Genomic DNA, 13,536 nt, shown 5'->3' on the forward strand with positions numbered 1-13,536 from the left:
ACCATGGCTGACCAGTCCATCCCGCAGGCCCGCACCCCCGAGAGCGCCCTTCCCGCTCCGGCGGCCCCCGCGGGCGTCTCGCGGCGCACGCTCCTCGGCACCGCCGGCGCGACCGGGCTCGCCCTCGGCGCGGCCGGTGCCGGCGTCGGATACGCCGCCGCCCCCGCCGAGGCCACGCCGCTCAGTTCGCTGGGCGCCGGGCGGGCGATGTTTCACGGGAAACATCAGCCCGGCATCCTCCAGGGGCTGCAGGCCCGCGGCCATCTCGTCGCCTTCGACCTGGCGGCGGGGGCGGGTCGCAAGGAGGCCGCCGCGCTGCTGCGCCGGTGGTCGGCGACGGCCGAGCGGCTGATGGCGGGCGAGGCGGCGGGGAGCGACGACACGGACATCGCCCGCGACGCCGGCCCGTCCTCGCTGACGATCACCTTCGGCTTCGGGCACAGCTTCTTCGCCCGCACCGGCCTGGAGAAGCAGCGGCCGGTCGCGCTGGACCCGCTGCCCGACTTCTCCTCCGACCGGCTCGACAAGGCGCGCAGCAACGGCGACCTGTGGGTGCAGATCGGCGCCGACGACGCCCTCGTCGCCTTCCACGCCCTGCGCGCGATCCAGAAGGACGCGGGGCGGGCCGCCGGGGTGCGCTGGCAGATGAACGGCTTCAACCGCTCCCCGGGCGCCACCGCCCACCCCATGACGGCCCGCAATCTGATGGGCCAGATGGACGGCACCCGCAATCCGAAGCCCGCCGAGCCCGACTTCGACGAGCGGATCTTCGTGCCCGCCTCCGGCGAGCCGTCCTGGATGGCGAACGGCTCCTACGCCGTCGTACGCCGGATCCGCATGCTCCTCGACGACTGGGAGCAGCTCTCGGTCAAGGAGCAGGAGGCGGTCATCGGGCGCCGCAAGTCCGACGGGGCCCCGCTGTCCGGGGGCACCGAGACCACCGAGATGGACCTGGAGAAGACCGACGCCCAGGGCGCTCTGGTGGTCCCGATCAACGCCCACGCGCGGATCAGCCGTCCCGACCAGAACGGCGGCGCGGCGATGCTGCGCCGGCCGTTCTCGTACCACGACGGCATCGACGCCAAGGGCGTGCCGGACGCGGGCCTGCTCTTCGTCTGCTGGCAGGCGGACCCGCTGCGCGGCTTCGTGACCGTCCAGCGCAAGCTCGACCGGGGCGACGCCCTGTCGAAGTTCATCCGCCACGAGTCGAGCGGCCTCTTCGCGGTGCCGGGCGGGGCGGCGAAGGGCGAGTACGTGGGGCAGCGGCTGCTGGAGGGGTGAGGTCACGCGGGTTCACCCGGTCGTGAGACGCGTGGGCCGGGTTCCCTTGGGCCCATTAGGGTGAGGTCATGCCAGCGAGCTACGCGTATCTCGGCCCCGAGGGAACCTTCACCGAAGTCGCCCTGCGCACCCTTCCGGAGGCGGCCACCCGGGAGCTGATCCCGTACGTGTCCGTGCAGTCGGCGCTGGACGCCGTGCGGGCCGGTGAGGCCGAGGCCGCGTTCGTGCCGATCGAGAACTCCGTCGAGGGCGGGATCACCACCACGCTCGACGAGCTGGTGGCGGGCGCGCCGCTGATGATCTACCGCGAGGTGCTGCTGTCGATCACCTTCGCGCTGCTGGTCCGCCCGGGCACGAAGTTGTCGGACATCAAGACGGTCTCCGCCCATCCGGCGGCCCAGCCGCAGGTGCGCAACTGGCTGCGGAACAACCTGCCGGACGCCGACTGGGAGTCGGCCGCCTCCAACGCGGACGCCGCCCGGCTGGTCCAGGAGGGCCGTTTCGACGCGGCCTTCGCCGGTGAGTTCGCGGCCGCCCGGTACGGCCTGGAGGTGCTGGAGAGCGGGATCCACGACGCGGAGAACGCCCAGACCCGGTTCGTGCTGGTGGGCCGCCCGGCCCGCCCGGCGGCCCCGACGGGTGCCGACAAGACCTCCGTCGTGCTGTGGCAGCGCGACGACCACCCCGGCGGCCTGCGCGATCTGCTGGGCGAGTTCGCCACCCGCGGCATCAACCTGATGCTGCTCCAGTCCCGGCCCACGGGCGCCGGCATCGGCAACTACTGCTTCTGCATCGACGCCGAGGGACACATCACGGACCGGCGGGTGGCGGACGCGCTGATGGGGCTGAAGCGGATCTGTCGCGAGGTGCGCTTCCTCGGTTCGTACCCGCGTGCGGAGGTGGACCCGGCGGACGTGCGTCCGCCGTTGCAGGGGACGTCGGACGCGGAGTTCGTCGCGGCGTCGGACTGGGTGGCGCGGTGCCAGGACGGGCGCTTCTAGGGCCCTGGTCCAGGACCCGGGGCCCGGCTCCGGCCATTCCTACCTGCTGATTTTAGTTATCCACAGAAGTTATCCACAGGGACGGTTCTCGACCTGGGGACAAGTCGACAACGAAGCGCTATCTAGTCGACAAATCGCCCTACAGGACCCAACTTCCTCCACAGGGCCACAGGTCACCCTTCGTCCACTTGTTTCCTTTGATCAATCCTTTGGAGCGACCCATTTCCACTCGAAAGTGGGCGTGAAGACGGTTTGGATCGGGAATTCCACGCCCCGCGAGAGGCTATCGGAATGATCAATTCCGGCTTCCACAGATCTTCCGCACAGCCTGTGGATAACTCTCCGGGGCTGTGGATCCCTGTGGACAGCGGTGCCTCAAATCCCGTTCTCCGCAAGGGAATCCGGTCAACCCGACACCCGGCGGCTGCCCCGTCCCGGGGAGCGGGACACTTTCCCTTGACACTGCCCGCAATTCCCCCATAACGGTACGTAAACCGCAGCGCGGAATAGTAAGTCGTGGGCTGTCACTCCGCCCCGGTAGCCTTGGGCGCGTGATTGACCTTCGCCTGCTCCGTGAGGACCCCGACCGTGTGCGCGCTTCCCAGCGCGCCCGTGGAGAGGACGTCGCGCTCGTCGACTCCCTCCTCTCCGCCGACGAACGGCGCAGGTCGTCCGGCGTCCGCTTCGACGAGCTGCGCTCCGAGCAGAAGGCGCTCGGCAAGCTGATCCCCAAGGCCACCCCGGAGGAGCGGGCCGAGCTCCTCCAGAAGGCGGAGCAGCTCAAGGCGGACGTCAAGGCCGCCGAGGCCGCGCAGAACGAGGCCGACGAGGAGACCAAGCAGCTCCTCCTCCGGCTCGGCAACCTCGTCCACCCCGACGTCCCGGTCGGCGGCGAGGAGGACTTCGTCGTCCTGGAGACGCACGGCACCATCCGCGACTTCGGCGCCGAGGGCTTCGAGCCCAAGGACCACCTGGAGCTCGGCGAGGCGCTGGGCGCCATCGACGTCGAGCGCGGCGCCAAGGTCTCCGGCTCGCGCTTCTACTACCTCACCGGCGTCGGCGCCCTGCTGGAGCTGGCCCTCGTCAACGCGGCGATCGCCCAGGCCACCGAGGCCGGCTTCACCCCGATGCTCACCCCCGCGCTGGTCCGCCCGCGCGCCATGGAGGGCACCGGCTTCCTCGGCCAGGCCGCGGAGAACGTGTACCACCTGGAGAAGGACGACTACTACCTGGTCGGCACCTCCGAGGTCCCGCTCGCCGCGTACCACATGGACGAGATCATCGACGCGGACAAGCTGCCGCTGCGCTACGCCGGCTTCTCCCCGTGCTTCCGCCGCGAGGCCGGCACCTACGGCAAGGACACCCGCGGCATCTTCCGCGTGCACCAGTTCGACAAGGTCGAGATGTTCTCCTACGTCGCCCCCGAGGACGCGGAGAACGAGCACAAGCGCCTGCTGGAGTGGGAGAAGCAGTGGCTGACCGGCCTTGAGCTGCCCTTCCAGGTCATCGACGTGGCCACGGGCGACCTCGGTGCCTCCGCCTCCCGCAAGTTCGACTGCGAGGCCTGGATCCCGACCCAGGGCAAGTACCGCGAGCTGACCTCGGCCTCGAACTGCGACGGCTTCCAGGCCCGGCGCCTGTCCGTCCGGATGCGCGACGGCAAGAAGGTGCAGCCGCTGGCCACGCTCAACGGCACCCTGTGCGCCGTACCGCGCACGATCGTGGCCATCCTGGAGAACCACCAGCTGGCCGACGGCTCGGTGCGCGTGCCCGAGGTGCTCCGCCCCTACCTGGGCGGCCGTGAGGTGCTGGAGCCGGTGGCCAAGTGACCACCGCCGCTCCACTGCCCTACCGCCTGATCGCGACCGACCTCGACGGGACGCTGCTGCGTTCCGACGAGTCGGTCTCGCGGCGCACCCGTGACGCGCTCGCCGCGGCCACCGAGGCGGGCGCCGCGCACATCGTCGTCACCGGCCGCGCGGTCCCCTGGACCCGGCACATCCTCGACGACCTCGGCTACCGGGGCCTCGCGGTGTGCGGCCAGGGCGCCCAGGTCTACGACGCCGGCGAGCACCGCCTGCTGACGGCGGTGACCCTGGACCGGCAGCTGGCCGGGGTGGCGCTGGCGAAGATCGAGGCGGAGGTCGGCCCGCTGTACCTGGCGGCCAGCCGGGACGGGCTGGACGGCGACGTGCTGGTGGGCCCGGGGTACGCGCTCACCGGCGAACTCCCGGCGACCCCCTTCACGGACGCGGCCGATCTGTGGAGCGCGCCGCTGAACAAGATCTACATACAGCATCCGGAGCTGTCGGACGACGAGCTGGCGGAGGCCTCGCGGCAGGCCGCGGGCGGCTTCGTCACCGTGGCCATGGCGGGCGAGGGCATCGTCGAGCTGCTGCCGCTGGGGCTGTCCAAGGCGACGGGTCTTTCGCTGGCGGCCCGGCGGCTCGGCCTCAAGGCCGTCGACACGATCGCCTTCGGCGACATGCCGAACGACGTGCCGATGTTCGGCTGGGCCTCGTACGGCGTGGCCATGGCCAACGCCCACGCCGAGCTGAAGGCCGTGGCGGACGAGGTGACGTCCTCGAACGAGGAGGACGGGATCGCGGCCGTACTCGAACGGCTGCTCGCCTAGCGCTCCGCTGGGCGCGCCGCGTTGGGGTGTGTTCGTCTGCGGCGCCGTTGTGGCTGGTCGCTCCCCCACGCTGCCCCACGCTCGGCTTCGCTCGCGCGGGGGGACCCTCATCGCGGCGGAGCCGCATATCGACACAGCCCCGCGCCCCTTCGGGGCGCTGTCTCCAGCCTGCTGGGGCGGCACGGGTGGGCTCGCGGCGGCGCCTCGTGGCACCGAGCTGTGCGATCCACCCGTCCGCCCCAGCGGGGGCGCCCCCTCAGCGGGGGGCGAAAGGGAAGGCGGCCCACGCGGGCGCAGCGCGCCGCGTGCTCGAAGCGGCCGCCCCGGGCAGTACTCCTGCGGGCGGGCTCGACGGTGGGGTAACTACACCGGAGTCCGCCGCGGACTGCCCTGTCGGGAGCTGGACGTACTGTCGTGCATGGACATCGCCCGGCTCCTCTCCCGGTCGGTGGCGCCGATCCCCGGCGGCCTGGACACAACCATCGTCCCTGTCCGCCGAGTTGGGCGCCACCGAATAAAACAGCCGTACGACGGGACGCGGCTCAGCGCCGGCGCCACCTGCGCCGGCGCCCCTTGCTGAAGAACCAGCCCGCCGGCGGTTCGTCGGAGCGCCAGGGCTGGGGCTCGGGCGGCTCCTCGCGCCAGCGGGCGGCGAGCATACGGGCCCGCGCGGACGGCTCGGAGGTCTCGGCGGAGCGTATGAACTCCTCGTCCAGGACGAGGTCGTCGTTCCAGTCGTCTGCCATCCCGGCCTCCTTTCCGGTGAACCTTGCCGTTTGCCCAGTGTGCCGGGACAGAGGTGAAGCCCCCGTCAAGGTCACTCCTCGCCCGCCAGGGTCAGCGACCGCAGCTTCTGGCCCGCGTACCAGGTGGCGAGGACGGTCACCACGACGAGCAGGACCGTCGCGGTGGCCAGGCCCACGTCCGAGGTGACGAGGTCCCCGCCGGTGACCTCGTGGGCCACGGCCAGCGACCACTGCTGGACGCTCAGGGTGCGCGCGCCGGCCACCAGGGAGCCGAACAGGGCCTCCCAGACGAGGGCGTAGACGAGACCGAAGACCACCGCGTGCCGCGAGACCGTGCCGAGCAGCAGGAAGAGGGCCGCGTAGGCGATGGAGGCCACCAGCGCGGCCACCGTGTAGGCGACGGCGATCTGCTGGCCGTTGCCGTTGAGGATGAACCCGGCGATCAGGGTCGGCACCGCCGAGAACACCATGGTGACCGCGACGGCGACGATCAGCTTGGTGAAGATGATCGTCGGCCGCTTGATCGGCTTGGACAGCAGGTACACCACCGAGCCGTCGTCGATCTCCGGGCCGATCGCGCCGGTGCCCGCGATGACGCCGATGATCGGCACCATGGTGGCGAGCGCGAGGCCGCCCAGCAGGTCGGCGGCCGTCTGGTCGTCGGCGCCCGCGAGACCGCGCACGACCACGGAGATCGCGATCAGCAGCAGGGGCAGGGCGCCCAGGATGAGGGCCCGGCGGCGGCCGAGCAGGGCCCGGTAGGTGAGCCGGGCGACTGTGGGGTCGTACATCAGGGCCTCCTACGCCGCGACCAGGTACGAGAAGACGGACTCGAGGGACTCGTCGGACGGCGAGACCGTGAGCAGCCGGATGCCGTGGTCGCGGGCGACCCTCGGCAGCAGGGCCGTGAAACGGCCGAAGTCGACGGCCTGGATGCGCAACGCGCCCTCGGCGAGGTCCACTTCGATGCCGGACGTGGACGGGTCGGCGATCAGCGCGGCCGCGAGGGCGCGGTCGTCGCTGGAGCGCACCAGGTAGCGGTGCGGACGGTCCGTCATCAGGCGGCGGATCCTGCGGAAGTCACCGCTGGCCGCGTGCCGGCCGGCGACGACGACCTCGATGTGGCGGGCGAGTTGCTCGACCTCTTCGAGGATGTGCGAGGAGAACAGCACCGTGCGGCCCTCGTCGCCCATGCGCCGCAGCAGGTCCATCAACTGCATGCGCTGGCGCGGGTCCATGCCGTTGAAGGGCTCGTCGAGCAGGAGCAGCGAGGGGTCGTGGACGAGGGCGCTGGCCATCTTCACGCGCTGGCGCATGCCCTTGGAGTACGTCTGGATCTTGCGGTCCTGTGCGTACTCCATCTCGACCGTGGCCAGGGCCTGCTGGGCCGCCTTGGCGCCCAGGCCGTGCAACTCGGCGTTGGCGACGACGAATTCGCGGCCTGTGAGGAAGTCGTACATCGCCTCGCGCTCGGGGACGATGCCGATGTGCCGGTAGACGGACTCGTTGCGCCAGACCGGCTGTCCGTCGAGGGTGACCGTGCCGGTGGAGGGGGCCAGGAAGCCGCCCATCATGTTGATGAGGGTGGACTTTCCGGCGCCGTTGGGACCGAGGAGGCCGGTGACACCGGGACCGATGGTCATGGTGATGTCGTTGACGGCGACCACGTTGCCGAACCAGCGGGAGACGTGGTCGATGGAGAGAGTGCTCATGGGCGCGGCCCATTCCTTGGAAGGGTGGTGGCGGGCGACGGGGCGGGCGTGGTCACAGGCCCACCTTCTTGTAGCGGCGCAGCAGCAGGCCGTAGGCGGCGGCGATCAGGCCCAGGGTGAGCAGGACGTACACCACGCCCTCCCCCTGGGAGGGGCCGATTCCGCCCGGGAAGGCGGAGGAGGCGCCCAGGAAGGCCGTCTGGAGGCCGTCGATCAGCGTGACCGGCGAGAACAGGCCGATCCAGGCGATGGCGTCGGTGCTGCCCTGGGCGTCCGCGATGGCCTGGAGCGTGGAGACCGCGCCGTAGGAGATGGTCAGTACGGCGATCACGGCGGCGATGCCGAAGCCGCGGCGCGGGGTGACCGCGGCGATGACCAGGCCGATGCCGGCGAAGAGCAGTGAGAGCAGTGCCACGGAGACGAGCCCCTGTGCGAATCCCTTGGTCTGGTCGGCGAAGTCGAGTTCGGCCAGCAGCGCGCCCACGTAGAGGACGAGCAGCGGTGCGGCGGTGAGGGCGAACAGCGCGGAGGCCAGGGCCGCGAACTTCGCGCGCACGTAGTCGGCCGTCTCGATCGGCCGCGAGAAGTACAGCGGAACGGTCTTGAAGCGCAGGTCGCGGGAGACGGACTGGGGTGCCTGGGAGGCGACGTAGAGGCTGATGACCGCCTGCATGATGATGGCGTAGCGCGTGTAGTCGACGGGCAGGTCGTTCGCCTTCGTGGCGACCGCGACGGCGACCATGATGGCCGCGGGCACGCACATCACCACGAACAGCAGCATCGGCAGCACCTTGGACTTCACCGAGCGGCCGAGGCCGTAGGCGCCGCGCAGGGACTGCGAGTAGAGCGAGCGGGTGGCGTACGTACGGCCGAGGCGGGGGCCGTCGTAGTTGCGGTAGCCGATGTCGTGGATGCGGGTCTGGGTGGCCGCCCCGGGGTGCTCAAGAGCCATGACCGGCCGCCTCCTTCTGCTGCTCGCCCTCGTTCGTGAAGACCTCGGCGATGTGGTGCCTGCGCTGCTCCATGCGCACCAGTCCGAGGCCGAGGTCCGCGATCACGTCCCGGACCAGGTCGTAGGTCTCCTCGCCCCGCGCGGTCAGCAGCAGGACGTGGCCGGCGCCGGGCAGGCCGCTGCCGTCGTCCAGGACCTCCGCCCCGCGCGCGTGGAGGGCCTCGCGCACCGCGCGCGTGCCGTCGGGGTGCGCGTCGGTGTCGGTGACCTCGATGGCGAGGGTCGTGGTCATCTGGGTGAAGTCGGTGGTGGAGCTGGAGCGCAGCAGCTTGCCGCCGTCGATGACGACGACGTGGTCGCAGGTCCGCTCCAGCTCGCCCAGCAGGTGCGAGGTGACCAGGACCGAGATGCCGAAGTCGGTGTGGATCCGGCGGATCAGGCCGAGCATCTCGTCGCGGCCGACCGGGTCGAGGCCGTTGGTCGGCTCGTCCAGGAAGACCAGGTCCGGGTCGTGGACGAGGGCCTGGGCCAGCTTCACGCGCTGCTTCATGCCGGTGGAGTAGCCGCCGATGGGGCGGTAGCGCTCCTCGTACAGGCCGACGTGGCGCAGGGTGTCCGCGGTGCGCTCGCGCGCGGCGGTGGGCGGCAGGCCCGACATGCGCGCCATGTGGACGACGAACTCGGTGGCCGAGACGTCCGGCGGCAGGCAGTCGTGCTCGGGCATGTAGCCGACGCGCTCGCGGATGGCGGCGCCCTTGGTGGCGACGTCGAGGCCGAGCACTTCGGCGCGGCCCTCGGTGGCGGGGGACAGACCCAGCAGGATCTTGATCAGTGTGGACTTGCCGGCTCCATTGGCTCCGACGAGTCCGGTCACACCGGGCCCGACGTCCACGGAGAGCCGGTCAAGCGCGGTCACCCGGGGGAACCGCTTGCTCAGGCTTTCGGTCGCGATCACAGTCACGTCTTCGACGGTAGTGACACGGAACACGCCGGTCGTCAGACCGCAGAGCCGTCTTGGGCTCCACCTGGAGTCGTACGGGTCCTTAAGGGGTCACCCTGAGAGGTCGAACGCCGCGGGGCCGTTTTCCCCATCGGGGAGTTTGTCCACAGGCTCGCCGCACGCCTATTGACGCGGACTCTAACAAGCTGCGAGATTCGCCGGTGTCAAGTTACGAGCGCGTACCGCAACCGGTGGGACGGGGTGCCATGGCTACGGCAGTGACCAGGGAACGCACGGCGGAGCTGCGGGGTTTCCGAAGAGTGCAGCGTCTCGCCTACGAGTGCGCGGAGGCGGTGGCGGCGCGGCTGGAGCCGGGCGTCACGGAGCGTGAGGCCGCGCGGATGCAGCGGGAGTGGCTGCGGGAGCGCGGGGTGCGCGACTGGTTCCACCTGCCCTTCGCCTGGTTCGGTGACCGCACGGCGTTCGTGAACTTCCGCGTCCCGCTGCAGTTCTTCCCCACCGGCCGGCGCCTGGAGCCCGGGATGCCGTTCATCCTGGACATGGCGCCGGTGCTGGACGGTTTCGCCGCGGACGTGGGGTACTCGGGCTCCCTCGGCGTCAATCCGGTGCAGGACAAGCTGATGGACGACCTACGGGACCACCGCGAGCTGATCCTGCGCGAGGTGCGCGAGCGGCGCCCGCTGCGGGAGATCTACGAGGACGTGGACCGCCTCATGGTCCGCCAGGGGTACGCCAACCGGCACCGCGCGTATCCCTTCGGCGTGATCGCGCACAAGGTGGACCGGGTGCCGCAACGGCGTTTCTCGCCACGGCTGTTCGGGTTCGGCACGCAGTCCCTGAAGGGGCTCGCCTCCGACGCGCTGCACGGTCACCGCGAGGGCTGGTCGCCGCTGTGGTCGCCGTACCGCTTCTCCGACCACCCGCCGCGGCCGGGACTGTGGGCGGTCGAACCGCACCTCGGATTCCGGGGTACGGGCGCGAAGTTCGAGGAGATCCTCGTGGTCACCGACTCCCGGGACCCCGGGGAGAGCGCCTTCTGGCTGGACGACGATCTGCCGCACGTGCGGCGCTGGGCGGAGGAGAAGTGACGGTGCTGAAGGGCGCGCGCGAGCGCTGGGTGCGGACCGGCGGGGTCGAGCTGTGCGTGGCGGAGCTGGGGGACCCCGCGCGGCCGACGGTGCTGCTGGTGCACGGCTATCCGGACAGCAAGGAGGTGTGGTCGGAGGTGGCCCTGCGGCTGGCCGACGACTTCCACGTCGTGCTGTACGACGTGCGCGGCCACGGCCGTTCCACCGCGCCGCGGCCCCTGCGCGGGGGCTTCACCCTGGAGAAGCTGACGGACGACTTCCTGGCCGTGGCCGACGCGGTCAGCCCGGACCGGCCGGTGCACCTGGTGGGGCACGACTGGGGCTCGGTGCAGTCCTGGGAGTTCGTGACGGTCAAGCGCGCGGAGGGCCGGATCGCGTCCTTCACCTCGATGTCCGGACCGTCCCTCGACCACTTCGGCCACTGGATACAGCGGCGGATGAAGCGGCCCACCCCGCGCCGGGTCGGCCAACTCCTCGGCCAGGGCGCCAAGTCCTGGTACGTGTACCTGCTGCACACGCCCGTGCTGCCCGAACTGGCCTGGCGCGGACCGCTCGGCAGGCTCTGGCCCCGGTACCTGGAGCGGATGGAGAAGGCACCGGTCGACGACTACCCGACCCCGTCCCTCTCCTCGGACGCGGCACACGGGGCATGGCTGTACCGGGACAACGTACGGTCACGGCTGCGCCGTCCGCGTGCGGACGCCTACGCACACGCGCCCGTGCAGCTCATCACGCCTCTCGGGGACGCGTTCCTGTCGGAGAAGCTCTACGACGAACTGGAGCTGTGGGCTCCGCGGTTGACGCGCCGCACGCTCCCGGCCAAGCACTGGGTCCCGCGGACCCGGCCCGACCAACTGGCCTCCTGGATCTCGGAGTTCGTGACGTCGGTGGAGGGCGGCCGGCCGGAGCCCGCGCGGGCGAGCGGCAAGTACGCCGACCGCTTCGGCGGGCAGCTGGTCCTGGTCACCGGCGCGGGCAGCGGCATCGGACGGGCCACGGCGTACGCGTTCGCCGAGGCGGGCGCCCGCGTGGTGGCCGTGGACCGGGACGCGGAGGCGGCCGCCCGTACGGCGGAGATGTCCCGCCTGCTCGGCGCCCCCGGCGCCTGGTCGGAGCCGGTGGACGTCTCCGACGAGCAGGCGATGGAGAAGCTGGCGGAGAAGGTCGCGAGCGAGTACGGCGTGGTGGACGTCCTGGTGAACAACGCCGGGATCGGTCTGTCGGGCGCGTTCCTGGACACCACGTCCGACGACTGGCGCAAGGTGCTGGACGTCAACCTGTGGGGTGTGATCCACGGTTGCCGTCTCTTCGGCCGACAGATGGCCGACCGGGGCCAGGGCGGCCACATCGTCAACACCGCTTCCGCGGCGGCCTATCAGCCCTCCAAGGCCCTTCCCGCGTACAGCACCTCCAAGGCGGCGGTCCTGATGCTGAGCGAGTGCCTGCGCGCGGAACTGGCCTCGCAGGGCATCGGGGTTACCGCCGTCTGCCCCGGCTTCGTCAACACCAACATCACATCCACGGCCCGCTTCGCGGGAGTTGACGCCGAGGAGGAGAAGCGCCGCCAGAAGAGGACGGCCCGCCTGTACGGTCTGCGCAACTATCCGCCGGAGAAGGTGGCGGACGCGATCCTGCGGGCCGTCGCGCGTAACCAGGCGGTGGTTCCGGTAACTCCGGAGGCACGGGGGGCACTTGTGCTTTCCCGTTTCGCGCCAAGGGTGTTGAGGCGGATCGCTCGGGTGGAGCCACGGGTGTGAAGTGAACGGGATTGGTGGGTCGATGGGTTGGGTCGCCGTGTCCCAACCCACCGGCGGGTCAACGATCTTGCACAAAGGCCTTGAATCGAAGGTCAGTTGTCCACAGAATCGCCAATTCCCCTGTGGATAACCACACTTGGTTGTGGATCAAACATCCGGAGCAAAATCGTTCGCGTGATTCGCGTCTCTCTCGCACGCTGGGAGGATGAAGGAAAGAACCAAGGAAAGGACTCCGGACGACAGACGGACCGTGCGGGTGTCGAAGTACCTCTCGAAACACCTGCGGCACCAGCCGGAGCGGATCGGCCTCACGCTCGACGAGGGAGGCTGGGTCGAGATCGACACCCTGATCGCCGCGGCGGCCGCGCACGGCTTCCGGTTCACCCGCGAGGAACTGGACCACGTCGTGGCCACGAACGACAAACGCCGCTTCGCCGTCGAGGGCACGAGGATCCGTGCCAGCCAGGGCCACAGCATCGACGTCGACCTGGGGCTGCCCCCGGCGACGCCACCGCCGTACCTCTACCACGGCACCGTGGCGAGCAACCTGGACGCGATCCGTGCCGAGGGCCTGAAGCCGATGAACCGGCACGACGTGCACCTGTCTCCCGACCGCGAGACCGCGACCCGCGTGGGCGCCCGGCGCGGCCGCCCCGTCGTCCTGTCGGTCGACGCCGCCGCCATGCACCGCGACGGCCACGTCTTCCACGTCAGCGCGAACGGGGTGTGGCTGACGCGGGCGGTCCCGGCGCGGTACGTGCGTTTCCCTGGGGCGCGCTGAGCCGGCTTCGGCGCGGTGCGCGCGCCAGCCCGGGCCGCGCTGAGCCGACTTCGGCGCGGTGCGCGCGCCCTCCCGGACCGCGCTGAGCCGTCTTCCGGCATGATCGGTGGTATGGACCATTGTTCGAGCCAGCTGCCCAGTACCGAGGCCGCCGTCACCGTTCTGCGTGCGCTCGCCGCCGAATACGCGCGCGAGATCGAGGTGAGCCATGACATCGGCGCCGACCGGACCTCCCGCCGCAGCGCCGCGGGCATCGGCGTCACCACCGACCCCGACGGCTCACTGCCCCACGAGGCGTACGTCGAGCTCGGCGGCCTGCCCCGCGTGAGCGTCCGCCTCTTCCCGGAGGGCGACGCGCTGATCACCGTCGAGGGCGTCGAGTGCCCCGACGTCCCGCGCGACGACGTGCCCGCCTTCCTCCGCTCCGTCTACGACGGCCTCGCCCACGTGAAGGCACGCCGCTTCCCGCCGGGCTACTTCCTGGTCGTGCCGATGCCGGGGGACCGTACGCACAAGGAGTTCATGCCGATGATCAACCTCAGCCCGTGGCTGAGCGGCCGCGTGCGGTGACGGGTGCGACGATCGTCGGCCGACACCCCCACACCGGGGTGCGCAAGCGCTC

Annotated in this window: 13 protein-coding genes; 8 read left to right on the top strand and 5 right to left on the bottom strand. The window is 70.9% G+C overall.

Annotated features, from left to right (window positions below; all coding sequences use genetic code 11):
• Positions 1-3 precede the first annotated feature (3 nt).
• The 4 genes from efeB to ICC28_RS19980 all read left to right on the top strand — a co-directional run bounded on the left by efeB (position 4) and on the right by ICC28_RS19980 (position 4,917).
• Positions 4-1,281, top strand: a complete 1,278-nt coding sequence (efeB, locus tag ICC28_RS19965; protein ID WP_188289995.1) for an iron uptake transporter deferrochelatase/peroxidase subunit — start codon at positions 4-6, stop codon at positions 1,279-1,281.
• A gap of 68 nt (positions 1,282-1,349) precedes the next feature.
• A complete protein-coding gene (pheA, locus tag ICC28_RS19970; protein ID WP_188289996.1) occupies positions 1,350-2,282 on the top strand; it encodes a prephenate dehydratase in 933 nt (310 codons plus the stop codon).
• Positions 2,283-2,833: 551 nt separating this feature from the next.
• Positions 2,834-4,111, top strand: a complete 1,278-nt coding sequence (gene serS / locus ICC28_RS19975) for a serine--tRNA ligase (RefSeq protein WP_188289997.1) — start codon at positions 2,834-2,836, stop codon at positions 4,109-4,111.
• On the top strand, positions 4,108-4,917 hold the full coding sequence (locus tag ICC28_RS19980; protein ID WP_188289998.1) for an HAD family hydrolase: 810 nt from the start codon (positions 4,108-4,110) through the stop codon (positions 4,915-4,917). Before serS ends, ICC28_RS19980 begins: the two co-directional genes overlap by 4 nt.
• A 542-nt stretch (positions 4,918-5,459) precedes the next feature.
• Here ICC28_RS19980 and ICC28_RS19985 read toward each other — a convergent pair.
• The 5 genes from ICC28_RS19985 to ICC28_RS20005 form a co-directional block, all read right to left on the bottom strand.
• Positions 5,460-5,663, bottom strand: a complete 204-nt coding sequence (locus ICC28_RS19985) for a hypothetical protein (protein WP_188289999.1) — start codon at positions 5,661-5,663, stop codon at positions 5,460-5,462.
• A gap of 71 nt (positions 5,664-5,734) precedes the next feature.
• The gene (locus ICC28_RS19990) at positions 5,735-6,454 is read right to left on the bottom strand and encodes an ABC transporter permease subunit (RefSeq protein ID WP_188290000.1); all 720 of its coding nucleotides are present in this window, start codon (positions 6,452-6,454) and stop codon (positions 5,735-5,737) included.
• Positions 6,455-6,463: 9 nt separating this feature from the next.
• Complete coding sequence (locus ICC28_RS19995) at positions 6,464-7,375, bottom strand: ABC transporter ATP-binding protein (RefSeq protein WP_188290001.1); 912 nt, start codon at positions 7,373-7,375, stop codon at positions 6,464-6,466.
• Positions 7,376-7,427: 52 nt separating this feature from the next.
• Positions 7,428-8,327 carry an ABC transporter permease gene (locus ICC28_RS20000; RefSeq protein ID WP_188290002.1) on the bottom strand — a complete coding sequence of 300 codons (900 nt, stop codon included), beginning with the start codon at positions 8,325-8,327 and terminating at the stop codon, positions 7,428-7,430.
• Positions 8,317-9,282, bottom strand: coding sequence for an ABC transporter ATP-binding protein (locus ICC28_RS20005; protein WP_188290194.1), 966 nt, complete (start codon positions 9,280-9,282; stop codon positions 8,317-8,319). Before ICC28_RS20005 ends, ICC28_RS20000 begins: the two co-directional genes overlap by 11 nt.
• 251 nt (positions 9,283-9,533) lie before the next feature.
• Here ICC28_RS20005 and ICC28_RS20010 point away from each other — a divergent pair, with 251 nt between their 5' ends.
• The 4 genes from ICC28_RS20010 to ICC28_RS20025 all read left to right on the top strand — a co-directional run bounded on the left by ICC28_RS20010 (position 9,534) and on the right by ICC28_RS20025 (position 13,484).
• Positions 9,534-10,376 (top strand): M24 family metallopeptidase, encoded by an 843-nt coding sequence (locus tag ICC28_RS20010; RefSeq protein WP_188290003.1) that lies wholly within the window; start codon positions 9,534-9,536, stop codon positions 10,374-10,376.
• Positions 10,373-12,133: an SDR family oxidoreductase gene (locus ICC28_RS20015; RefSeq protein WP_188290004.1), complete on the top strand. Its 1,761-nt coding sequence runs from the start codon at positions 10,373-10,375 to the stop codon at positions 12,131-12,133. Before ICC28_RS20010 ends, ICC28_RS20015 begins: the two co-directional genes overlap by 4 nt.
• Before the next feature lie 205 nt (positions 12,134-12,338).
• Entirely contained in the window at positions 12,339-12,914 is a 576-nt protein-coding gene (locus ICC28_RS20020) for an RNA 2'-phosphotransferase (RefSeq protein ID WP_188290005.1), read from the top strand.
• 99 nt (positions 12,915-13,013) lie between these two features.
• A complete protein-coding gene (locus ICC28_RS20025) occupies positions 13,014-13,484 on the top strand; it encodes a hypothetical protein (RefSeq protein ID WP_411158612.1) in 471 nt (156 codons plus the stop codon).
• Positions 13,485-13,536: the final 52 nt, after the last annotated feature.

This window comes from Streptomyces sp. TRM68416, from assembly GCF_014596915.1.
Taxonomy (GTDB): domain Bacteria; phylum Actinomycetota; class Actinomycetes; order Streptomycetales; family Streptomycetaceae; genus Streptomyces.

What these genes read in the sequence shown, in the direction of transcription:
- ICC28_RS20020 (WP_188290005.1), top strand. Translation starts at nt 12,339, where the DNA reads ATGAAGGAAAGAACCAAGGAAAGGACTCCGGACGACAGACGGACCGTG.
- ICC28_RS20000 (WP_188290002.1), bottom strand. Translation starts at nt 8,327, where the DNA reads ATGGCTCTTGAGCACCCCGGGGCGGCCACCCAGACCCGCATCCACGAC.
- ICC28_RS19985 (WP_188289999.1), bottom strand. Translation starts at nt 5,663, where the DNA reads ATGGCAGACGACTGGAACGACGACCTCGTCCTGGACGAGGAGTTCATA.
- ICC28_RS19995 (WP_188290001.1), bottom strand. Translation starts at nt 7,375, where the DNA reads ATGAGCACTCTCTCCATCGACCACGTCTCCCGCTGGTTCGGCAACGTG.
- pheA (WP_188289996.1), top strand. Translation starts at nt 1,350, where the DNA reads ATGCCAGCGAGCTACGCGTATCTCGGCCCCGAGGGAACCTTCACCGAA.
- ICC28_RS19990 (WP_188290000.1), bottom strand. Translation starts at nt 6,454, where the DNA reads ATGTACGACCCCACAGTCGCCCGGCTCACCTACCGGGCCCTGCTCGGC.
- efeB (WP_188289995.1), top strand. Translation starts at nt 4, where the DNA reads ATGGCTGACCAGTCCATCCCGCAGGCCCGCACCCCCGAGAGCGCCCTT.
- ICC28_RS20025 (WP_411158612.1), top strand. Translation starts at nt 13,014, where the DNA reads ATGATCGGTGGTATGGACCATTGTTCGAGCCAGCTGCCCAGTACCGAG.
- ICC28_RS20010 (WP_188290003.1), top strand. Translation starts at nt 9,534, where the DNA reads ATGGCTACGGCAGTGACCAGGGAACGCACGGCGGAGCTGCGGGGTTTC.